The organism is Virgibacillus sp. AGTR, assembly GCF_016919725.2.
Lineage (GTDB): Bacteria > Bacillota > Bacilli > Bacillales > Amphibacillaceae > Virgibacillus > Virgibacillus salarius.
Window position 1 is genome coordinate 93,812 of sequence record NZ_JAJERH010000007.1, and the last position, 23,798, is coordinate 117,609.

The 23,798-nt window shown below is 38.5% G+C and carries 21 protein-coding genes; 19 read left to right on the forward strand and 2 right to left on the reverse strand.

The window, feature by feature from the left end; genetic code table 11:
- Window positions 1-299 precede the first annotated feature (299 nt).
- The 17 genes from JUJ52_RS05435 (at window position 300) to phnE (JUJ52_RS05515) (ending at window position 16,896) form a co-directional block, all read left to right on the forward strand.
- Complete coding sequence (locus tag JUJ52_RS05435; RefSeq protein ID WP_205389248.1) at window positions 300-1,430, forward strand: ABC transporter ATP-binding protein; 1,131 nt, start codon at window positions 300-302, stop codon at window positions 1,428-1,430.
- Entirely contained in the window at window positions 1,427-2,317 is an 891-nt protein-coding gene (locus JUJ52_RS05440) for a carbohydrate ABC transporter permease (RefSeq protein ID WP_205389247.1), read from the forward strand. The genes JUJ52_RS05435 and JUJ52_RS05440 overlap by 4 nt, the downstream gene beginning before the upstream one ends.
- An 18-nt stretch (window positions 2,318-2,335) precedes the next feature.
- Window positions 2,336-3,163: a carbohydrate ABC transporter permease gene (locus tag JUJ52_RS05445; protein WP_026681889.1), complete on the forward strand. Its 828-nt coding sequence runs from the start codon at window positions 2,336-2,338 to the stop codon at window positions 3,161-3,163.
- A 156-nt stretch (window positions 3,164-3,319) separates the two neighbouring features.
- Window positions 3,320-4,642, forward strand: coding sequence for an ABC transporter substrate-binding protein (locus tag JUJ52_RS05450; RefSeq protein WP_205389245.1), 1,323 nt, complete (start codon window positions 3,320-3,322; stop codon window positions 4,640-4,642).
- A 96-nt stretch (window positions 4,643-4,738) separates the two neighbouring features.
- Window positions 4,739-6,154, forward strand: coding sequence for an MBL fold metallo-hydrolase (locus JUJ52_RS05455; protein WP_205389243.1), 1,416 nt, complete (start codon window positions 4,739-4,741; stop codon window positions 6,152-6,154).
- Between the two features lie 266 nt (window positions 6,155-6,420).
- On the forward strand, window positions 6,421-6,843 hold the full coding sequence (gene phnG / locus JUJ52_RS05460; RefSeq protein ID WP_026681886.1) for a phosphonate C-P lyase system protein PhnG: 423 nt from the start codon (window positions 6,421-6,423) through the stop codon (window positions 6,841-6,843).
- A 187-nt stretch (window positions 6,844-7,030) separates the two neighbouring features.
- A complete protein-coding gene (gene phnH / locus JUJ52_RS05465; protein WP_026681885.1) occupies window positions 7,031-7,627 on the forward strand; it encodes a phosphonate C-P lyase system protein PhnH in 597 nt (198 codons plus the stop codon).
- Complete coding sequence (locus JUJ52_RS05470; RefSeq protein WP_205389233.1) at window positions 7,628-8,734, forward strand: carbon-phosphorus lyase complex subunit PhnI; 1,107 nt, start codon at window positions 7,628-7,630, stop codon at window positions 8,732-8,734.
- Window positions 8,734-9,600, forward strand: a complete 867-nt coding sequence (locus JUJ52_RS05475) for an alpha-D-ribose 1-methylphosphonate 5-phosphate C-P-lyase PhnJ (protein WP_205389231.1) — start codon at window positions 8,734-8,736, stop codon at window positions 9,598-9,600. Before JUJ52_RS05470 ends, JUJ52_RS05475 begins: the two co-directional genes overlap by 1 nt.
- Entirely contained in the window at window positions 9,593-10,432 is an 840-nt protein-coding gene (locus JUJ52_RS05480) for an ATP-binding cassette domain-containing protein (RefSeq protein ID WP_205389229.1), read from the forward strand. Before JUJ52_RS05475 ends, JUJ52_RS05480 begins: the two co-directional genes overlap by 8 nt.
- A 14-nt stretch (window positions 10,433-10,446) precedes the next feature.
- The gene (gene phnM, locus JUJ52_RS05485; protein ID WP_026681881.1) at window positions 10,447-11,628 is read left to right on the forward strand and encodes a phosphonate metabolism protein PhnM; all 1,182 of its coding nucleotides are present in this window, start codon (window positions 10,447-10,449) and stop codon (window positions 11,626-11,628) included.
- Between the two features lie 28 nt (window positions 11,629-11,656).
- Window positions 11,657-12,379, forward strand: coding sequence for a phosphonate C-P lyase system protein PhnL (gene phnL, locus JUJ52_RS05490; RefSeq protein ID WP_205389220.1), 723 nt, complete (start codon window positions 11,657-11,659; stop codon window positions 12,377-12,379).
- Window positions 12,369-13,187: a PHP domain-containing protein gene (locus tag JUJ52_RS05495; RefSeq protein ID WP_026681879.1), complete on the forward strand. Its 819-nt coding sequence runs from the start codon at window positions 12,369-12,371 to the stop codon at window positions 13,185-13,187. Before phnL ends, JUJ52_RS05495 begins: the two co-directional genes overlap by 11 nt.
- A 165-nt stretch (window positions 13,188-13,352) precedes the next feature.
- The gene (locus JUJ52_RS05500; protein WP_026681878.1) at window positions 13,353-14,390 is read left to right on the forward strand and encodes a PhnD/SsuA/transferrin family substrate-binding protein; all 1,038 of its coding nucleotides are present in this window, start codon (window positions 13,353-13,355) and stop codon (window positions 14,388-14,390) included.
- A gap of 85 nt (window positions 14,391-14,475) precedes the next feature.
- The gene (phnC, locus tag JUJ52_RS05505; RefSeq protein ID WP_026681877.1) at window positions 14,476-15,240 is read left to right on the forward strand and encodes a phosphonate ABC transporter ATP-binding protein; all 765 of its coding nucleotides are present in this window, start codon (window positions 14,476-14,478) and stop codon (window positions 15,238-15,240) included.
- Between the two features lie 13 nt (window positions 15,241-15,253).
- The gene (gene phnE, locus JUJ52_RS05510) at window positions 15,254-16,039 is read left to right on the forward strand and encodes a phosphonate ABC transporter, permease protein PhnE (protein ID WP_026681876.1); all 786 of its coding nucleotides are present in this window, start codon (window positions 15,254-15,256) and stop codon (window positions 16,037-16,039) included.
- Window positions 16,039-16,896, forward strand: a complete 858-nt coding sequence (phnE, locus tag JUJ52_RS05515) for a phosphonate ABC transporter, permease protein PhnE (RefSeq protein ID WP_026681875.1) — start codon at window positions 16,039-16,041, stop codon at window positions 16,894-16,896. The genes phnE (JUJ52_RS05510) and phnE (JUJ52_RS05515) overlap by 1 nt, the downstream gene beginning before the upstream one ends.
- A gap of 529 nt (window positions 16,897-17,425) precedes the next feature.
- On the opposite strand, the gene JUJ52_RS05520 is transcribed toward phnE (JUJ52_RS05515), so the two are convergent.
- A complete protein-coding gene (locus JUJ52_RS05520; RefSeq protein WP_026681874.1) occupies window positions 17,426-18,655 on the reverse strand; it encodes an MFS transporter in 1,230 nt (409 codons plus the stop codon).
- Window positions 18,656-18,860: 205 nt separating this feature from the next.
- Complete coding sequence (locus tag JUJ52_RS05525; protein WP_121604083.1) at window positions 18,861-19,514, reverse strand: hypothetical protein; 654 nt, start codon at window positions 19,512-19,514, stop codon at window positions 18,861-18,863.
- Between the two features lie 271 nt (window positions 19,515-19,785).
- Between JUJ52_RS05525 and JUJ52_RS05530 the strand changes: the two genes are divergently transcribed.
- Window positions 19,786-21,681 carry a PrkA family serine protein kinase gene (locus JUJ52_RS05530; protein ID WP_121604082.1) on the forward strand — a complete coding sequence of 632 codons (1,896 nt, stop codon included), beginning with the start codon at window positions 19,786-19,788 and terminating at the stop codon, window positions 21,679-21,681.
- Between the two features lie 741 nt (window positions 21,682-22,422).
- Entirely contained in the window at window positions 22,423-23,583 is a 1,161-nt protein-coding gene (yhbH, locus tag JUJ52_RS05535; RefSeq protein ID WP_205389218.1) for a sporulation protein YhbH, read from the forward strand.
- Window positions 23,584-23,798: the final 215 nt, after the last annotated feature.

The window sequence follows — 23,798 nt, forward strand, 5'->3', positions numbered from 1 at the left end:
AAAATAAAAACCAGCTAAACCTTCTTCTGTGAAGATAGCTGTTTTTTTGATGTGTGAAATTGTATATACGAAACATGCCGGGATTAAATATTAAAAATTTAAAATATTGTAAATTTAGTGTAAATTAACAGCGATACGTCTTGTTTTTTATGTATAGCTCGTAGATAATGTGATTGTAATAAAACACCTTAACATTTAAATATAACTTATTTGAAATAAATTTACTACCTAAGGTTTTTATTTTTAAATTATATGTAATATTCAGATAATAAGTTATGGCTAATTTAGGAGGGCTCCATATGAAAATAATCTTAAAGAATATTTCCATGAAATTTGATGATGTAATTGCTGTAGACAAGCTTAATGTAACGATGGAGGAAGGTAGCCTAGTTTCTTTGCTAGGACCAAGTGGATGTGGAAAAAGTACTACCTTGTTCATGTTGGCTGGATTATACCAGCCTACTTCTGGCCAATTATTTTTTGGTGATCAGCTCGTCAATAACATCCCACCAGAAAAAAGAGAAATTGGTATGGTTTTTCAAAATTATGCACTATACCCACATATGACGGTGCTTAAAAATATTATGTTTCCTCTAAAAATGGAAAAGGTGCCAAAGAAGATTGCTATGGAAAAAGCTCGTGATATGGCGTCGCTCGTACATATAGATCACTTATTAGATCGAAAGCCTGGCCAATTGTCAGGAGGACAGCAGCAGCGCGTTGCCATCGCTCGTGCACTTGTAAAAAAACCGAAGTTACTCTTGTTGGACGAGCCATTATCTAATTTAGATGCTCGACTAAGGTTGGAAATGCGTGAAGAGATTAAACGTATTCAACAAGCCACAGGTATTACGACCATTTTTGTGACACATGATCAGGAAGAGGCGTTAAGCATTTCAGATAAAATTCTCTTGATGAAGAATGGCAGATTTCAACAGTTTAGTGGGCCACAAGATATTTATGATCATCCTAAAAACGAATTTGTCGCACAATTTCTCGGGAATCCACCTATTAATCTTTTACCAGCAACTCTCAGTGGAGATAGGTATACCGTTCAGCTCACGGAAACGGGAGAAGTTATTCAACTTCCATACCCAGTTTCAAAGGAAGTTAAGTGGAATGAATTATTGCTCGTTGGTATTCGACCTGAGGATTTATATATAGAAGTCGATGAAAACAAGCAGGGTATTGGAGGAAAGGTGCTTATAGTCGAACGAATTGGTAGGGATAACTTGGTAAGTTTCCTTATAGGTGAACGAAAGGTAAGAGCAATCGTTCCGCTGGATGCCTCCATTACACAAGGACAGCGGGTTAAATTCGGATTACATCCAAATCGCTTTCATATTTTTAGAGAAACAGATGGAGAGAATCTATTAACAGGAAAATCGCTTATAACCAGCCATCAGCATAGTGAGGAGGAAGTAGTTTGAATGAAAGTCCTACTATAAGAAAAACAATAAAAGCATTTTTCTATCTGCTTCCAGCATTGGCGGTGCTTATCGTATTTAACTTATATCCGATTATAAAGTCTTTTATCATGAGCTTTTATACGGATTACGACTATTTTAAAGACGAGGTATATGCTCGTGGGTTCGACAATTATCAGTATATCCTTCAAGATGATGAATTTTGGCGCTCTATGTATAACACGTTGATATATGTGATAGGGGTAGTACCGATTTCCATTCTATTATCATTAGGTATTGCTGTGATGCTAAACCAGAACATCCGTCTCAGAGGATTGTTCCGAACCATTTATTTTGTTCCGTTTGTTACCTCCGTTGTTGCAGTATCTATTGTTTGGCGATGGATTTTCCATACAGAATACGGCGTTTTGAATTATTTCTTAAGCTTTATTGGAATTGACGCGATTGAATGGCTAACAGATCCGCAGTGGGCAATGCCTTCATTAATTATTCTTGCAATTTGGAAGGGGCTCGGCTATAACATTATTATTTTTCTAGCAGGACTGCAAAATGTGAACAAGCAGTATTATTTAGCAGCACAGATAGATGGTGCTTCTAAATGGGAGAGATTTAAAAATATTACAGTACCACTAATCTCCCCGACGACCTTTTTTATTTCTATTATCTCGATTATCAATGCATTCAAGGTGTTTGATGAAGTGTTTGCACTGTTTGGCGGGCAGCCAGGTCCTGCTGGTAGTGCTCAAACCATTGTGTATTACATCTTCAATAGATTTTATGGGGATTGGGACTTTGGCGTTGCTTCTGCTGCCGCGTATATGTTGTTTTTGGTAATCTTTATCTTTACCTTAATCCAGCTATATGTTGGGAAGAAAAAGGTAAATTATTAATAGGGAGGATGCGAAGAAATGGTAAAGAAAGAAGCGATGTCTAAAGGATTTATTTATCTGTTACTAACGCTAGGTGCTTTATTAATGCTCCTTCCATTCGTCTGGATGATTAGTACTTCATTAAAGGCCTCTAATGAAGTTATGATTATGCCTCCACAATGGATTCCTGGAGATTTCCAGTGGGAGAATTATTCGAAAGCTTTTGAGGTTGCCCCGTTTGCGCGCTATGCCTTTAATAGTTTTTTTGTATTGATTGCAAGTACGCTAGGTGAATTAATAACGACCATTTTGGCAGCCTATGCTTTTTCGAGAGTTCAATTTTATGGGAAAAATATCATTTTTGCCATACTACTAGGAACCATGATGGTTCCAGGAGAAGTACTATTGACACCAAATTTTGTTACGTTGGTAAACCTAGGTTGGATTGATCAATATGAAGCTTTAATTGTTCCATGGCTTGCAAGTATATTTTCGATTTTTTTATTACGTCAGTTCTTTCTTGGAATTCCCCAAGAACTTTCCTATGCTGCCAAAATTGACGGTTGCAGTGATTTCAAGTTTCTTTGGACAATCATGGTACCACTTGCAAAGCCTGCGCTAATAACCATTGTAATACTAAAAGCAATTGGTAGCTGGAACGCATTCCTTTGGCCATTAATTGTGACTAATTCAGAGGAAATGCGGACACTTCCAGTAGGCTTGACTGCTTTCAGTACAGAAACAGGTACTGTCTATGAATTATTAATGGCTGCTTCGACTATGATTATTCTGCCGATGATCATTTTATATATTATTTTGCAAAAGTACATTATTGAAGGGGTAGCAAAGGCTGGTTTAAAAGGATAAGTTCGACTATCGGTGTGATGGAACCTCGAGCTTTACGTTCTAAAGCAGGGGCGGGTAGGTAGGTGCTAATTGTTCAACTTACTTCTGTTAGAGGAATCAATGCTCTACAGAGTGACGTTTTTACAATATAAAATACATAATGATGGAGGGTATAATATGAAAAAGTTTTTATTCGTTTTGCTTGTAGGTCTAATCGCAATTAGCTTAGTAGCATGTGGGAATGCTGAGAAACCAAATGAGGACAAGAAAAAAGAAACGGCTTCTGTTCCAGAAGAGCTAACAGGTCCAGTAGAAATTGAATTTTGGCATGCTATGACAGGTGGTCTAGAGGAGACGTTAAAAACAATGACAGATGAATTTAATCAGTCTCAGGATAATATTACGGTAAAGCTTGTTAGCCAAGGATCGTACGATGATTTGTCAAAAAAATTAATGGCTTCTGCTAAAGCAGAAAACGCGCCCGTCATGGCACAGGCTTATGAAGACTGGATGACGCAGTACATTGAGAATGATTTAATCACTGACCTAACACCATATATGGAACATAAGCAGCATGGTTGGTCTAAAAATGAATTAAACGATATTGTTTCGGTTTTCCGTGAAGCGAATACATGGGAGGACAAGATGTATGGTGTCCCATTTAATAAGAGTACTGAAGTTCTTTACTACAATACAGACATGCTAACAGAAAAGAATCTAGAGATACCAGCAACCTGGGAAGGTTATCAGGCTGCAGCAAAAGCACTTACAACGAATAAAGACGGTAAGCAAGTGGTTGGATTAGGCTTTGAGAATTCAATAGGGCTATCCTTCCCAACGTATGTGCGCCAAGCAGGAGGCAAAACAATCGATGGTGCAGTGGATGAAGTAACCTTCAATACTCCAGAAGCCAAAACAGCGCTTGAATTTTTAAATGGGATGATTGCAGAAGGTACTGCCAGGCTTGCTGGAGAAGATGGTTATATGTCGAGTCCATTTGGTCGGGGAGACGTTGCAATGTATGTAGGATCATCAGCTGGAATATCCTTTGTTGGTGCTGAAGCGGAAGGAAAGATCAACTGGTCTGTAGCACCATTACCTAAAGGTAAAGCAGCAGCAACGGCTTTTCAGGGTACCAATTTAGCTATATTTAATTCTGCAACCGACGAAGAAAAGCTTGCTGCTTGGGAGTATATGAAGTTTCTAACAAGTACGGAACAGACTGTTTTTTGGGCAAAATCCACTGGTTATGTGCCAGTACGTACGTCTGCATTAGAGACGGATGAATGGAAAAAGTATGTAGAGGAAAATCCAGCCTATGGAGTAGCAGCTTCCCAATTTGATGCTGGCTACTATGATCCCCATATCAAAGGGAAGTCTGGTATAAATGAAGCTTTGAATAAGGAGATCCAATCCGTATTATTACAAGAAAAGTCAATTGAAGATGGACTAAAGGACTTGCAAAAATCGGCACAGGATGCTGTAGATAAAGCAAATTAGTAGGTTTAAGCAAAAAGTGGAAACATTAAAAGTATATGGGCAAGGTAGGAGCTGAACAGCCTCCTCCTTGAAATTATAAGAAGGTAGGCGAGTAGGTTGAAAGAAGCATGTAATCACACAAAAATCCGCTTTTGGGGAGGACTGCGTACGATTGGCGGTACAATTGTATCCATTGAATACAAAGAGAGTCGTGTAATTTTTGATTTTGGTTTAATCTTTAGTCCAGATACCAGTATGTTGGATGAGAAAATAAAAGAGCGATCAAGCAAGATCGTGAAGGATTACCTGAAACTCGGATTGATACCACCGATAGATGGTATCTATCAGGCTGAAGATCTCGAGGGATTAGCTGATCCTCTTCCAGAAGAACGGGACGCAAGGCATACAGCTGTGATTGTTTCTCATTTACATTTGGATCATATGGGAGGCGTGGGTATGCTGTCACCACAAATTCCTGTCTATTTCACAGAGGACTCCTTGAAATTGTATCGGTCATTGGAAGTAGTAGGGGAAGCCGTAAAGGGGCATAAACCAAGCCTTCGTGCTTGTACATATAATGAGACGTTTCAAATTGGCGAGATTTGTATTACGCCAATTCGGGTTGATCATGATGTCATAGGTGCCTGTGGTTTTCATGTGCAGACACCAGATGGAGCCGTATTTTACACCGGTGATTTTCGTCTTCATGGAAAAAATCCTCAATGGATGGAAACCGCGATCGAAAAAGTGAAGGACCGAGGCTTTGATGTACTCATCATGGAAGGAACAACATTACGGGGAATCGAAGAAAGGAAACAGCCAATTATTGCTGATCGAGCATTGCCTACGAGCTTAGTAAAGGAAGCTAGTATTGCTGGTCATATGATGGAAATCTTACAGGAGACAACCGGTCTCGGGTTATTTAATATCTATCACCGCAATATTGAACGTTTAAAAACAATGCTGGAAGTTGCCAATCTAGCTAAGCGAAAGCTTGTGTTTGAATTAGAAACAGCATATATAGCTGAACAATTTCTCGGCAAAAGGAATTTTTCAGTATATCTTCCAGCAAATACGAAGCATGAGAGCATCATAGGGACATTACCTGGTTGGAAGGAGGATTTAATGAGTCGCTATGAAACAGTGGATGCAAGCGTTATTAACAGAAATCCATCGGCGTATTTATTACAAATGAGTTATGAAAATTCATTAGAGCTATTTGATTTACATGTGAGTCAAGGAGTGTATCTTCACTCTAACGGTACACCTTTAGGAGATTACGATCCGGCTTATCATCATCTGATAAATTTATTGAATATGCTTGGTGTGCCAAGATTTTTAGCAGGTACTGGAGGGCATGCCATTCCGCAGCATTTAAAGTATATATTGGAGAGGTTGAACCCAAAAACATTGATCCCGTTACATAGTTTTCATCCCGAACGACTCATTCCAGACCATGGTCGGCTAGTAATGCCTGAATATGGGGTAACGTATGTATTGAAAAATAATGAACTCTATAAATCTAACGGTTGAGACCGGGAATAGCATTAGTATTTCCGGTCTTTTTGTTTGTCTCGTTTTATCCCACATCTAACTGGCAGTTAGACCTCATCTAATTTGAAGCTTCACTTTATGTGAAAATAGTATCCTTTGGTATGCTGTTTTGTTATATGGACTAAAGGTCATCTGTCTTCGTTCGTTTACATGATAAAGGATTCCTTTACAAATTCTTTACGATATTTTAAAACACAGCAACTTGGCAACAAGTTACGATGGGTTTGTAAAGGAGGGTGCATGAAATGAAGAGGCGCAGAAGAACCGAAATTCTTATTCAAGATGATACAACATTGGCAAAGCAGCTCGCAGAAGGCCTTTTACAGAACTATACTTATCGGGAAATTGTCGCTCCGCACTACGGATTAACGATGGTTAAGATGCGAGAGTCGGCTAAGAACTCCTTATTCTATATTGGCGAAGTACTTGTAACAGAAGCAAAAGTAGAAATCAATCAGCATGTCGGCATTGGTGTTGTCCAGGGAATGGAAGACGAATTAGCATTACAGCTTGCCATTATCGATGCTGCTTACAATGCCAATTTACCGCAAACGAAGGAATGGCATGATTTACTTCTACAGGCAGAGGCCGAAATAACGATGAAAAAAGCTAAAAAACAGGCAGAACTATTTGAAACAAAGGTAAACTTTGAAACGATGGACAATTGAGTTGAAGCTAATAGGGAAGTCTCAAAAGGTACAGGTAGACACAACGACTAGAAGATACCAGACTCCTGGGAAAGAGTTATCGTACGGAACGAGTAGTTGTTGACCGGTAGCAATCAGTGGCGGATAAACAAAACCCATACTGATTGAAGTTTCAGTTTATTAAAAATAGGGGATTAGGGGAGATTGTATGGCTATAGATCAAGTGCATGATTTACAGCAAGTATATAGGAAGATCTTGTATAGTATGTCTCGACCTGGTGACATTTCAATTCTTCGAGAACAGGCAGAGCAGGTGGATTATCAATTACCATGTTATGATGCTACTTTACTTAGCGCAATGGCTTTATTAGATGGAGAGGTTTCCTTTCATCTTATATCAGAAAAACAGCAGCAGGTTGGCGGAAAAATATCGGAATATACCTTAGCAAAGCAAGCACCTGCTGATAAGGCAGATTATATTATCGTTTTACAGGATGCAACGGAGCTATCCATCTTACAGGCGATCTATCAGTGTAAAATAGGTGATTTAATTGATCCCCAAAATTCCAGCACGTGGATCATCGAAACACCAAAACTTTCGAATACGGCTGAATTGAAATTAATGGGACCCGGTATTAAAAATGAGGTCAAGCTGTTTACGGGCATTTATACAAAAGCATGGCAAGCTCGTAAGGAACGAATAAATGAGTACCCCTTAGGCATCGATCTGATTATAACAGATGCGCAGGCACATATCGTTTGTATCCCTAGAACGACTACAGTTGAAATTACGGGGGTGGAATAAATGGGGTATGTAGCAGTTAAAGGTGGAACAAAGGCGATTGAGGCTTCGATTAAACGATTAACCTATGAGCGTTTAAAGGAAAGTGAGATTATTGAGGTTAAAACGATAATGGCAACAATGCGATCCCTAGTGGATCAAGTTATGTCGGAGAGTAGCTTGTATTCTCCCTTTCTAGCAGCATTATCCATCAAACAGGCTGAGGGAAGTATGGAAGAGGCCGTTTTTATTATGCGAGCACATCGATCAACCTTGCCTAGACTATATTACAGTCAAACCGTAGAATCGGAGTCAATGTTTGTTGAGCGTCGTATCTCTGCAAGCTTTAAAGATATTCCTGGGGGGCAATTGCTAGGAGCAACCACAGATTATACACATCGATTATTGGATTTTTCTTTATTGGATGAGCGTGTTAAGCAGAATGAAGAATGGGTAAAGGCTTATGAACTGGAGCTTGCAAACATAAAAGCTACGGATAAGGTTAGCTATTTCCCTAAAGTGGTGGAATATCTAAGAAAAGAAGGGTTATTTGATACCTATGAGGCTGATGATACGAAACCGGTTGATATCACGAAGGAAAACCTTCCATTCCCTGCTCCAAGAAGTGCAAGGCTGCAAGTATTAACTCGTGGTCAAACAGGAGCGGTAACTGCATTGGGATATGCATCTTTACGGGGATATGGGCAAGTACATCCAACCGTTGGAGAAGTACGTGTGGGCGCACTACCTGTCTATGTTGACCAGCCGAATGGTACAGGACAGAATCATGAAGATCCATATTATATTGGGGAAATTAAAGTTTCGGAAGTGGAGTCGTTTGTACCAGTATCAACGAAAAACCAAAAGAATGAAGCGGAATTGGAATTTGAAATCGGATATGGTGTTTGCTATGGCCAAAATGAAACGAAGGCAATTGCAATGAGTATTTTAGATCAATGCTTGGAGCATCCTGAATCCAATTTTCCTACACATGATGAAGAGTTTGTACTGCTACATATTGACTCTGTTGAGTCTACTGGTTTCATTTCACATTTGAAGCTACCACATTATGTGACCTTTCAGTCTAAGCTGGATAGTGTTCGTGAAGTGAAAAAGGAGGGGAAAGAGTAATGAAAACAATGACACACTTTGCCTTTTTCGATGAAGGTTCTAAAAAGGAGATTCGTCGCGCCACGTTAAAAGCAGTCGCTATTCCAGGCTATCAAGTCCCTTTTGCTTCGAGAGAAATGCCGATAGCAAGAGGCTGGGGGACAGGAGGACTTCAGCTTACCCTATCCTTAATCGGCAAGACAGATATCGTAAAAGTAATTGATCAGGGGGCTGATGAATCCGTAAACGCTGTTAGCATTAAGAAGTTGGTGCAACAAACAACCAATGTAGCACTAACGGAGAACACAGAAGCAGCATCACTTATACAATCAAGGCACCGAATCCCGGAAGTACCATTAACGAAGGAGCAAATACTTGTATTGCAAGTACCAACTCCAGAACCACTTCGACAAGTGGAAGCTAGTGAATATATAACCAAAAGATTACATGCGGAAGATGAATATAGTGGAGTATGGCTGCTTTTGTTTGAACAAATTATGAAGTACGGAAAGACAGCAACAGGGGCGGATCATCCGGTTTATGTGAATGGGCGTTATGTAATGGCCCCTAGCCCAATTCCGAGGTTTGATAATCAGAAATTGCATTATTCTGAAGCTCTTATTCTTCTGGGTGCAGGGAGAGAGAAGAAAATTTATGCTGTCCCGCCATATACAGATGTAAATTCACTTGCGTTTGAGGATTATCCTTTTACAGTGGAATCCTTTGCCGATCATACATGTTATTTATGCGGTGCTGATGATGTGTTTCTCGATGAGCTAATCGATGAAACTTCTGGTAAGAGCTATTATCAATGTAATGATACAAGCTATTGTGTCGATCGGTTAAATTCACTGAAGGAAAAGGAGGCTGCACCCACTCATGCATGAACAACCAATCTTATGCGTTCGGAATTTAAATAAACAATTCGGTGGTGGTTGTCAGGATTGTAGAGAAACGTCCACTCGAAAACTAGAGAGAAATTATTGCTCCACATGTGGGACGGTATATGCTTGCCAGGATATATCCTTGGAATTATTCCCTGGTGAAATCCTTGGGATTGTAGGAGAAAGTGGCAGTGGAAAATCTACGATGATGCAGTGCTTATATTTTGATGAGCCAGTTACTTCCGGAGATGCATATATTCATGATGTTGAATTGGAAGGGCAGAATGTATTTAATCTGTCTTCACAAAAGAAACGATATATTCGTAATCATAAATACGGAATGGTCTATCAAAATCCGGTAAAAGGATTAAAAATGAATTTTTCTACCATGGGTAATATTGCAGAAAAACAAATTGCTGCAGGTAATCGTAACGTTACAACGATGGAGAGGACGGGTAGTGAGTTGTTAGAAAATGTCCATATCCCATTGTTTCGAGCGAAGGAGGAGCCACGTAATTTTTCCGGTGGTATGCAGCAGCGTGTTCAAATTGCAAAAGCACTTTCGAATAATCCGCCCATTCTATTTCTCGATGAAGTTACAACAGGTCTTGATTTGTCCGTTCAAGCAAATGTATTGGACTTGATTAAGAGGATTCAAAGAGAATCTGGAATTAGTATGATCGTTGTATCGCACGATCTAGCAGTTATTCGAATGCTGGCAGATCGCACAATTGTCATGCTGAACGGAGCCATCATTGAACAAGGGCTAACAGATCAGATTATGGAAGATCCACAACATGCGTACACGCAACGATTGGTTTACTCATTATTATAGGAGGGATAGCTACGGTGTATATTATTCATAATGGAAAAGTGATTACAGAAGAAACGATTTTAGAAGGATATGCTGTTGTTGTGGAAGGTGATCATATCCAAGCGATTATTCCTGAAGAAAGCATTAATGAATATAAAGCTGCAGACCACATAAACGCAAATGGTGGGTATATTTCACCTGGATTTATTGATATTCATTCTGATTATATTGAGACAATTGCTTCTCCACGGCCAACGAGTATGATGGATTTCCATATTAGCTTACGTGAGGCCGAAAAAATACTAATTAGTCATGGAATAACGACGATGTTCCACTCGCTTTCCTTCTATCGTGAGGATGTATTTACACATAAGCCAATGCGTTATCCAGAGAATGTGCAGCGCATGGTAGATGCTATTGCAGCTACTCATAATGAGCTTCATTTAATCCGCCATCGACTGCATGCGCGGTTTGAGATTGATAATGTTTCAGAAGTTGATCGACTGATTCAAAATATAAACGATGATAAAGTCCATTTATTGTCTTTTATGGATCATACACCTGGGCAAGGACAGTATCGTGATTTAGAGGTATACAGACAAACCCTTCAGGGATATCGTGCATTATCAGATGATGATGTACAGACAATTATTTTAGAACGTCAAAATATGAAATGCTTGTCGATCGATCAAATAAAAGAAATAGCTGACATAGCTTTAGCAAAGGGAATAGCTGTAGCCTCGCATGATGACGATAATGTGGAGAAGCTGGATTTAGTAGCTTCATTTGGAACCACAATTAGCGAATTTCCAATAACCCTTGATATTGCCAAAAAGGCTAGAGAATTAGGGCTAAAGACAATTGCTGGAGCTCCTAATGTAATGCTTGGAGGTTCTCATTCTGGCAATCTATCTGCTGCTGAGGCAATTGCTGAAAACAGTATTGATATTCTTTGTAGTGACTATTATCCAGCAGCATTATTACATGCCATCTTTACATTAAGTGAGTCGTACAGCAATGATTTACACGAGATGTTTATGAAAGTCACGCTTAATCCTGCTAAAGCCGTACGCATGGATGGAGAGATCGGCTCTATTAAGGCTGGAAAGAAAGCAGACATTATCATCATTGAACGGATGGATGATGGGTATCCAATGCTGACAGCTACGATGGTAAATGGAGCGTTAATTACAACGACAAACTACCGTACCAATTAAAGACGTAGGAGTAAGGAGGAATGAGCCGATGGCATTATTAGAGGTTAAGAATTTCGGTAAGCAATTTACGATTCATCATCTGGGGAAAACGATGCAAGCTGTGGAGAACATTCATTTTTCTTTGGATAAAGGTGAATTTATAGGGATTGTTGGCAAAAGTGGGAGTGGCAAATCTACTATTTTAAAAAGTATCTACCGAACCTATCTGCCCGATACTGGAAATATAGTATATGATTCAAATCGGTTCGGAAAGATTGATTTAGCGAAGGTAACGGAGAGAGAAATGCTGTATTTGCGAAAGCATGAAATCGGCTATGTATCTCAGTTTTTGAATGTCATGCCTCGTACAACATCTAGACAGCTCATAGAAAAAGCGTTACTAGAAATGGAGGAACCAGCAACTATTGCCAAGACTGAGGCTGAGAAAGCATTAAAGCATTTTGAATTGGATCGAAAATTATGGGATGCGTATCCCAATACGTTTTCAGGCGGAGAGAAGCTTCGATTAAATATTGCAATCGCAACAGTGAAGAAACCAAGGTTACTGCTACTTGATGAACCTACTGCAAGTTTAGATCAGCAATCAAAAGTGAAGGTACGTGAGATTATCGAGAAACTAAAAGCAGATGGTACTACATTAGTCGGTATTTTTCATGATATCGAATTTATGGATGGGCTTTGCGATAAGGTGTACGATATGAAATCTAGTCCTGTACCTCTACAGGAGGAAGGTGTTCTATGTGAAGGCTGATCTCCATGTTCATAGTACATACTCCGATGGGGCAGATTCTGTTTATGAAGTTCTACAAAAAGCAGCTAATCATGGGGTCAATTACGTAAGCTTTGTGGATCATGACAGTACGATGGGGCTGGGGGAAAAACAAGTGCTTGGTGCCGAACTAGGGATAAAAGTGATTCCTGGAATAGAAATATCAGCATATGATTTTAAGCGTAAACGAAAGGTTCATATCCTTGGTTATCATTACCATGAACAGGCTAAACATATTGAAGCACTTTGTCGGCCTGTACGAGAAAGGCGTAGAAAACATACTCTTTGGCAAATCGAGCAACTAAAGCGTGTAGGCTATCGATTGGATCAACAAGCTATTATTTCGTCGGCTCTACCTAGTCTAACAGTTTATAAACAACATGTTATGAATTATTTAACAAAATCTGCTTACACTTCTGAAGCATATCAACAACTATATCAAAGTCTGTTTAAAGGTAATGGACCTGCTTCTGGAGATATTGAGTATGTGGATGCGTTTGATGCGGTGAAAGCCATTGTAGCAGATGGTGGGCTTGCAGTAGTTGCACATCCCGGCCAACTTCATTCGTATGATATCATTCCTGAACTAGTCGAGGTTGGGTTAGGTGGCATTGAAAGGAATCATCCAGATCATACGAAAGTAGATCATCAACATGTGGAAGAACTAGCTAACACATATCAACTCATAATGACAGGTGGAACAGATTATCACGGTGCATTTGGTACTCCAATCACTGTAGGATCTATCGTTAGTCCTCAGATTCCGATTGAACGAACGGTTAATTATTAAGGGTATGTAAACAAGCTTAAATAATAGTTAAAAAAATGTAAATATAAACTATTTTTAGATTATTTATGTTTCAATGATATAGGACAAATCAATAGAATCGTGAATGCTATCCCCCTGTTTCGTCTATTGGCTTGTCAGATAATCTATGGATGAGGAGCGTTAAGGATGAAAAAAACAATAACGAGGATTGCTGTTTTGCTTTTATTAGCTATTGCTGCGGTTGGTTGCTCGACAGGTAATGCCAACGGAGAGGCTGAAGTTGATGATGTGATTGATATTGTTTGGTATCCAAATGAATCTGGTGAGGATTTGAAATCATCTCGTGATGAAATTGGTAAGGTAATTGCAGACGCAACCGGAAAAGAAGTAGAGCATCACTTAACGACAGATTATGCCATTGCTATTGAGACTTTGGTGAATAATAATGCAGATGTTGCCTTCATGGGGGCACAGGGATACATTGAGGCCAATAAAAGTAATGACGCTATTCAACCTTTAGTTGTTCCTACAGGCCCATCAGGAACATTAGATGATGCGGTATACCATAGCTGGTTAGCGGTAAACATTGATGATCAGGAGAATTACAAAAAGGATGGAGAATTTTCACTTGATACCATTGCTGACAAAAAGTTTTCCTTTGTATCAAACAGTTCTACCTCAGGATTTAAAGTACCTTCTTCAAGTATATTAGCACATTTCACTGAACAGGATGAATATGCAGATTTAACGGAAGAAGATCTAATGGAAGCTGGTCCACTGTTCTCTCAAGTATTGTTTGGGAATTCTCATCAGGGATCTGCGGTGAATTTATTATCGGGTAATGCAGATGTTGCTGCATTTTGTGATACATGTGTAGAAAATTACGTGGAGGTTGCGGAAGGTGAAGAAAATACAGTAGGTTCTGTTTATCGCGTGAAGGACGATGCTGCAGAACCATTTAATAAGGTAACAGATAGCGAATTTACACTAATGAGTGTAACCCCAGTATTAAATGCGCCCTTTGCTGCAAATATGGATACGTTAGGTGAAGAAGATTATAAAAAATTACAAGAGGTTCTAACCTCAGATGAAGTTGCGAATAACCAAGGAATTTTTGTACCAGAGGATTCGGAAGACTCCGCATTATTCTTCAAATCCGATAAGGAACGATTCGCGCCAGTAGAGGATGCTTGGTTTGATCCAATACGTGAAATTTCGAAGTAAGATTGGTGGATAGATGATGGTTGAAAGAGTATGCACCTTTTTCTGGGCATACTCTTCATTTTACAAATGGAAGGGAGAAGCTATCATGTCATTGTTGCAAGTAGTTGGTCTTGGGAAATCGTACGATACAGAAACAAAGGTATTAGAGAATGTGAATTTTGATATAGAAGCTGGTGAGTTTGTATCCATCATTGGTCCTTCAGGAGCTGGAAAATCAACATTGCTTCGATGTATCAATCGGATGGTGACAATTAGTGAAGGAAATGTCCTATTCGATGGTGCTAATGTGGGAACTCTTGGAAAGAAACAGTTACGACGACTACGGACAAATATTGGGATGGTATTTCAACATTATAATTTAGTACCTCGTTTAACCGTAATTGAAAATGTCCTTCACGGGCGTTTTGGATATAAAACAACATTGCAGGGGGTCTTAGGTAGATTCACGGAACAAGAAAAAAAGCGTGCCTTTTATCTTCTGCAAAAGCTAGGCATTGAAGAGCATGCTTATAAGCGCTGTGACCAACTAAGTGGAGGGCAGCAGCAACGAGTGGGAATCGCCCGCGCGCTTATTCAAGATCCAAAGCTTGTACTATGTGATGAACCAATAGCTTCACTTGATCCGAATGCTTCCAAGGTTATTATGGACCATCTGAAATCAATTACTTCCGAGCTGGGTATTACCTGTATGGTGAATTTGCATCAAGTGGAAGTAGCTCAACAATATTCGGATCGCATTATTGGTCTAAATCAAGGGAAAGTTGTATTCGACGGTTCCAATCACCAATTAACAGATGATCGAATTAATCGTATTTATGGAACACAAACAAGAGAATTAATTACGGTGTGAGGAGAAATCGACTGTGAATCAAAAAGTGATGCAAAAACGAAAATGGCAATCTACTTTGTTTCTATTAATTATTATAGCTGTCACGTATCTTTCAGCTGTCATAACTAACTTTAATTTTGTGGATGGCTTAGCCGCTTTTCCTGCCGCTATCGGCTGGATCATCTCCAATTTGTTAATTACACAAGAGTCATTGGAACGACTGCCAACCATTCTAGAAAAGCTAAACGAGACTGTATTCATGTCTATTGCAGCAACCACAACAGCTGCAGTTATATCGATATTTTTAGGATTAATGGGATCTAAAACAACAAGCTTGAACGGAATATTAAGTGTAGTGGCTCGATTCATTGCAGCTGTTTCAAGAAATATCCCCGTTGTTGCATGGGCGCTGATTTTGCTTCTGTCATTTGGACAAAATTCGGTAACGGGTTATTTAGCTTTGTTTGTCGGGACGGTCGGTTTCTTAACTCGAGCTTTTATCGAATCCATTGATGAAGCTAGTCAAAGCTCTGTTGAAGCATTGACGGCTACTGGAGCGACGTATTTTCATATTGTCAATAAAGCGGTCATTCCACAATGCTTGCCTCAGATGATTAGCTGGATTCTATTCATGATCGAAACCAATATTAGAAGTGCAACACTGGTAGGTATTCTAACTGGTACGGGAATAGGCTATACCTTTGATATGTATTATAAGTCGATGAACTACAATGCGGTAGCGCTTGTGACATTTAGTATTGTCATCGCAGTGATCATCATTGAACTAATCTCAAATTATATACGGAAGGTGATTTTGTAATGGAAACTATAACAAAGCCAACGTATATGAAGCGAAAAAAAGATGGCAGTATTTCTCTTAAATCTGGTAGTAAGTCAGAGCGAGTAATGCGCTGGACAATAATTTTATTTATTCTATTGACGATTGTAGGCTTTCTATTCTTTGATTATACGGGTCTGCATCTAACTACTGCCATTACAGAGACGGCATATAATTTGAAAGTAATGTTTCTAGAGCCTGCCTTAAATCACTTTAGTTGGGGAGAAGCACTTTATCAAATAGGGATTACACTTGGGTTAGCAGTTCTTTCAACCGTGCTTGGAGCAGTTATTGCTCTCTTTCTTTCGTTGATGGCGGCTACAAATCTGTCCAAAGAGTGGATTTCTAAAATTGTTCGGATTATCGTTGCCTTTATTCGAGCAGTGCCCACCGTTCTCTGGGTCTTGATTTTTGCAATTGCAGCAGGATTAGGTAGTGAAGCTGCGGTCCTTGGTATGCTCTTTCATTCCATTGCTTATCTTGTAAAAGCTTTTTCAGAAGCATTTGAAGAAGTAGATAAAGGAATACTGGAAGCATTGCGAGCTACCGGGTCGAATTGGTGGCATGTAGTAATGCATGGTGTGCTTCCTTCCACATTTACATATTTATTATCATGGACGTTTTTACGTTTTGAAATTAACTTTTCAGTTGCTGTAGCGATGGGAGCTGCTGCTGGTGCAGGTGGTATTGGGTTTGAGTTATTTATGGCCTCCGGTTTTTATTTTGACTTGAGTGAGGTTGGATTTATTACGTATGCTATTCTTCTCATAGCCATTATTTTAGAAGTATTATCGACGCGGCTGAAAAAAAGATATTTTCCTGCTTCTGTACGTCACTAAATAATTTTAATGTAGCATCATCAAGCTTGGCGGTCTTCCAAAATGGGAATGACTGCCGAGCTTTTTTTGTTTTAGCCTAGGAAATGCCCAAGTGGATAAATATGGGCGTGTTGAACCGCGTCCATCACCAGCGCCCAGAAACGGTGCGACTTCACGAATCGCCCTAATCTAAGTCATTTCGGCTCGTAAGCTCACCGTGATTTCCTTATCTCCGTTGACTCGCTCTAAACGCTACGTTTCTATTCGGGCGTTTGCGCTTTTGTTCAATGATCCATCTGACTTTTCCGGGCATCTTTTTGTATCACCCGGATAAAAGCGTTGAACAAAAGCGTATTAGCTATAGATATAGAGTTTCTAAATCGATAAGTTAGAATAAAACATGCATTTGTCGGTGTGTATCTTACAAATAATCTGAATAAAAAGTTAAGCTATAAAATAATGGAACTGACGTAAAATTGATATTAATTGGTATTTAGAATTCAACTCCCTTTATCGGAATAAATAATCATATAATTACAGTTCCATATGCTTAATTTGAATTACCTTGTTCTCTTAACTTATGTCTTAAAGGCCTGTAAAGTAAAATTCCCACAGCAATAAACAATACTGCTGTCAGGTTTAGTAAAAGAACTGTACCAATAAAATTAAAAATGGTTGCTAAAGCCATTCCGGCTAAAGTAGCCAAGGCTATCATTGTATTATACGAGCCAAAAACACGACTTAGGTAATCTTCAGGAACATGCTCCTGAAGTAATGTTTCTAACCTTACACTAAATATGATATTAGGCACTCCTAGTAGAACATTTAGGATTAAAACGATTAACAGATACGGTAAATTGAACATGAAAAGAAACATAATTCCAGTAAGCAACAAACTGATCATAATAAGTGGAAATGGGTTTACCTTTTTATTTAATTTTAACAATAAATAGCCACCTATTAATCCACCGACTCCTTCAGCTGATTCTATCCAACCAAATTCAACTGAACTTTCACCCATTACATCTAATACATAGGGTACAAATAGGACATTGATCATACCTTGAGCAAGCCAAGTAATAGATGACATCCAGAAAATGACTAGAAATAATTGATTTTTTCGAACGATTTTAATACCCTTCCACCAGTCATTCCAAAACTTTAACCATTTTACCATTAGTGTCGATTTTTCTTTGGATTCTGCTTGTTTAACAACTGATAATGTGATTAATGATATAAGGATGCTTGAGATGATGTATGATAATATATCAATTGCAATTGATATATGAAGTCCACCGATACCTAGTAATGCACCACCTAAAGAAGGGCCAACAAGACGGATAATATTGTCACTTACAATTGTGATTGAATTAGCATCAACGATGTGCTCTCGTTCTACAATATCTACCATCAATGAACGGTGAGCTGGCATAAATACAGTGCCAATCATGTTTTGAATAAAAACAATCAAAAAAAAGACCCAGAGGTGATCGGCAGGAATGACAAATAAGCCACACAATATGATCCCACGAATTAAATCCGTAAAGACCAATGTCCATTTTTTATTTAATCTCTCAACAATAGTCCCTGCAATGGAACCAAAGAAAAGTCGTGGAATCATCTGAGTTATAAACATCGTACCAGTTGCGATAGTTGATCCTGTCAGATTATGTATGTATAGAGGCAAAACAATTAATAAAATCCAATCACCCAACGCCGAAGTTTGGCGGGCAGCCCAAATGAACAGGAAATTCTTTTGACGAAGTAAGTGTGTAACCACAATACATCACCTCGCTTTCATAAGATAAATTATTAATATTTTAGGGAAACTTTTACGTTTAAGAAGAATATTAGTGTTAAATACTAAAATGTGCTACGAAGTTTAACCAAGGTACTTTTGTGAAGAGCAAAATAATGTTAGTTAAGCTTAGTGCCCCAATCATATAAAAACCTCCTTATCTATATGATAGGAGGTAGTATATGAATCAGTGACCTATGCAATGTTTCCAAGCCTCGGCCTGTAACGCTTTCCCCTTTTTATCAAAACGCCAAAAAGTAGGAATTAATACCGTATGGGTTAAAGTCTGTCTAGGAGTTATATTAAATGACAATGTTCGTGACTCTTCTTCCAAACTTTCAACTAACATCTCATTAGGTGAAAGTTGAAATTCACGATGTACAATACAAAGACCAAAAATATCTTCCAGACCAAGTTCTATTAATGTACTAGAAAATTCATTGAGAAAATCATAACTATTCCTAAGTGTTAGTTCATTATTGATTGATTCCTCTGTTAATGTATTAACTTTAACAAATTCTAGGGGATGCCAAAGAAGATTCCCATTTTTATTTTTAGATAGCTTCCATGTAAAAGGAATAACTTCATCATTATTAAGATTGGATAATGGTTTTATTACGGAACTATTGTCTCTGACTTCCTTAACTAATTGTTCTCCATCTCTAACACGAAAATGTCTATGAGCCATTGTAATACCAACTACATCTGTAAGTCCATGGCGATGGACTACTTCTCCAAGTTTTAGTAAATACTCTTCTGCTCCTTTATCCCAAAAACGTTTTCTAGCGATGTCTAATTCATTTAAATTGTCGAATACTGTGCTGTCATAATTTGTTAACATAGTCTACTGAATTTTTAAATTAGTCAAACATCATGCAAATAATAGCAAAGTTACTTTAAATAGTCAATGTTTAATTATAATTTTGACAACAAAATATTATGTGATTTACTACATTATTTTAAATCTCAAAGTAATTTATTAATTTATACGAATTAAAAATATAGCTCCTTTACAGGCATAATATTAGACAAGAAAAGGTTTTAACTTACCGGCATCATAAAAAACAATTAAGCATAGGCTATAGTAATCAGACACTGGATGGAGGAATAACATGGATATTCTTAGCAAAATGAAGCAGCATCGCGAAGAAGAACAGCTTCTGAAGTGGGAAGGGACGTTCGCGGAATATCTGGAGATCATTAAAGAAAGGCCAGAGGTGGCTCAAACTGCTCATTCACGGATTTATAATATGATTAAGTGCTCTGGTTTAACTGAAAAAGACGGTAAGAAGATGTATGATTTTTTTGGTGAAGAGATTTTCGGGCTTGAAGAAGCGATTGAAAGATTGGTAGAAGAGTATTTTCATCCTGCAGCTAAACGTCTAGATGTACGTAAGCGTATTTTATTATTAATGGGGCCTGTAAGTGGTGGGAAATCGACTATCGTTACTATGTTAAAGCGTGGCTTAGAAAGCTATTCTCGAACCGATGAAGGAGCTGTCTATGCCATTAAAGATTGCCCTATGCATGAAGATCCACTACATTTAATACCACATCATTTAAGGGATGAATTTGCAGAGGAGTATGGGATACGTATTGAGGGCAGTTTATCTCCGCTAAATACGATGCGATTAGAGAAGGAATATGATGGAAAGATTGAAGACGTACGTGTGGAACGCATTTTTCTTTCTGAAGATAAACGGGTAGGGATTGGTACGTTTAGTCCGTCTGATCCGAAATCACAGGATATAGCTGATTTAACTGGTAGTATTGATTTTTCCACAATTGCCGAATATGGTTCCGAATCAGATCCTCGTGCCTATCGGTTCGACGGGGAATTAAATAAGGCCAATCGAGGAATGATGGAATTTCAAGAAATGTTGAAGTGTGATGAGAAGTTCTTATGGCATTTACTATCACTTACACAGGAGGGAAATTTTAAAGCGGGCAGGTTTGCGTTAATTAGTGCAGATGAATTAATTGTTGCGCATACGAATGAAGCAGAGTACCGCTCATTTATTTCAAATAAAAAGAACGAAGCATTGCATTCTCGAATTATTGTGATGCCAATACCGTATAATCTGCAAGTTACGCAGGAAGAAAGAATCTATAAAAAGATGATTAAGGAAAGTGATATGGCACATGTGCATATTGCTCCACATGCTTTAAAAGTAGCGGCTATCTTCTCTATTCTGACTCGCTTGGAGGATTCTAATAAACAAGGAGTTGATATCGTAAAAAAGATGCGGCTGTATGACGGCGAGAGTGTTGAAGGCTTTAATCAGATGGATGTAGAGGAATTGAAGAAGGAATCTCCAGTGGAGGGGATGAATGGCATTGATCCACGTTATGTGATTAATCGCATTTCTTCGGCAATCATTCGTAAAGAGGTACCAGCAATCAATGCTCTTGATGTTTTACGTTCCCTAAAGGAAGGGTTAAGCCAGCATGCTTCTATATCTCAAGAAGATAAAGAAACATATATGAATTATATTTCCATTGCCAGGAAAGAGTATGACGAGATCGCCAAGAAAGAAGTTCAGAAGGCGTTTGTGTATTCCTATGAGGAATCAGCTAAGACATTAATGGATAATTATTTGGATAATGTAGAGGCATATTGTAATAAGAATAAGCTGCGTGATCCGCTCACTGGGGAAGAAATGAATCCGGATGAGAAGCTAATGCGGTCGATTGAAGAACAAATTGGTATATCAGAAAATGCAAAGAAAGCGTTTCGTGAGGAGATTCTTATTAGGATTTCTGCATTTGCTAGGAAAGGAAAACGCTTTGACTATAATTCACATGAACGTTTACGTGAAGCAATTCAGAAAAAGCTGTTTGCGGATTTGAAAGATGTTGTAAAAATAACAACCTCTTCAAAAACACCAGACGAGTCACAATTGAAAAAGATTAATGAGGTCATTGCCAGATTGGTCGATGAATATGGATATAATTCAGTTTCTGCAAATGAGCTGCTTCGCTATGTTGGCAGTTTATTGAATAGATAGTGTTGCTACAACCTAAATAGGTATAGACCTTACTAATTAAGAGACGAAAACCAAAGAATGAAGGAACAACCAAAAAACGAAAAGATAATTAATTTGAATTAATTATCTTTTCGTTTTTTAATAGAACAATTCATTTAGAACCTGAAATAAGCGAGACTCCGGCGGGAACAGCACGAGTCCGAAGATCCACGTGGTAACGTGTTTTTCTTTATCAAGTTAGCTGAGGCCGTGCCCGGGAAGTGAGTATATTTTCACGGTGCGGCGATGATACTCCTATTGATAACCTGATTATTCGTATTTTGAGTAAAGAAGTGTTTTGTCCCAACCTTGTTACGGTCTAAGAAATTAAAAAATTATCCCATGCGGATATCAATATGGGCGTGTTGAGATGCGTCCAGCTCCAGCGCAGAGAAACGGAGGCGACTTCACGAATCACCCTAATCTAAGTCATCATCGGCTCGCAAGCACACCGTGATTCCTTTATCTCCGTTGACTCGCTCCAGTCTGCTACGTTTCTAATCGGGCACTTGCTTTAGTTCTTCATTGGCTGGGACAGGTTGGAACATAACTCTAAAACGAACCATTCTAAAGACAAACAATAAACAGTTGTTTTTGATTAAAACTTATTAGCAACGGCTATTTTTTAAAATAGTTTAAATAATGCAATAATAAACTTGTACGTGCATAGGATAAAGAAAGCATCAAAAGGCAAGTAGATCAAATTATATAGGAGGGGAACGCATGCAGGAAGATAGTGGGAACTTCGTCGTTTCAAAGGAAAACTGGTCCCTCCACCGTAAAGGTTATCAGGATCAAACACGTCATATGGATAAAGTTAAAGATGCTATCAAGAATAATTTACCCGACTTGGTGAGTGAAGAAAATATTATTATGTCCAATGGAAAAGATGTTATAAAAATTCCAATTCGTTCTTTAGATGAATATAAGATTCGCTATAACTACAATAAATCAAAGCATGTAGGGCAGGGGAAAGGAGATAGCAAAGTAGGGGATATCATTGCTCGAGCTCCTCAGGGAGAAGAGGAGGGACAAGGAAAAGGTAAGAAGGCAGGCGATAAACCAGGGGAAGATTATTATGAAGCTGACGTATCCTTAGAGGAAATCGAAGAAGCACTCTTTCGGGAGCTTGAATTACCAAACCTAAAAGAAAAAGAACAGCAGGAGATAACCATCGAGAAGATTGAATTTAATGATGTTCGCAAAAAGGGGTTAATGGGTAATATTGATAAAAAGCGTACTATCCTGACAGCAATCAAACGTAACGCCAGAGAAGGTAGGCCAGGGATTACACCAATTTACAATGATGATTTACGCTTTAAAACATGGAATGATGTAACGAAGCCGGAATCAAAAGCTGTTGTCCTCGCCATGATGGATACGAGTGCTTCAATGGGTACATTTGAGAAATATGTAGCTAGAAGCTTCTTCTTTTGGATGATCAGGTTTTTACGTACTAAATATGCATCTGTTGAAATTGAATTTATTGCACATCATACAGAAGCCAAAATTGTATCGGAGGAGGATTTCTTTTCCAAAGGGGAAAGTGGTGGAACAATTTGTTCATCTGCCTATAATAAAGCGTTAGAACTGATAAATAATAAGTATCATCCATCTCGTTATAATATTTATCCATTTCATATTTCTGATGGAGAAAATATCACTTCCGATAATCCTTCCTGTATCGAGTTGGTGAACGAGATCATGACTCATTCGAGTATGTTTGGATATGGAGAAGTAAATGGGTATAGTCGCAAGTCAACCCTGATGCGAGCTTTTGAGGAAATTAATAATCCGAAGTTCAGATGTTATATCGTGAAAGAAAAAGCGGATATTTACCAAGCTTTAAAGACCTTCTTCCAAAAAGAAGAGGCATTAGTATAAAACATAAACCGGGCAAATATGATCCAGTATTGCCCGGTTTTCTTATAAGTTAAGAAAGTATAAAATCAGTGTAATGACTGCGTTAAGCCAAGTAGTATTTTGAAATGTTTGATGTATATTGGCAATGCTCCGACGAATTACTTCGCTTTCCGTGGGCACGGCCTCAACTAACTTTGCAAAGAAGAACACGTTGCAAAGTGGATTTTCGGCTCGCG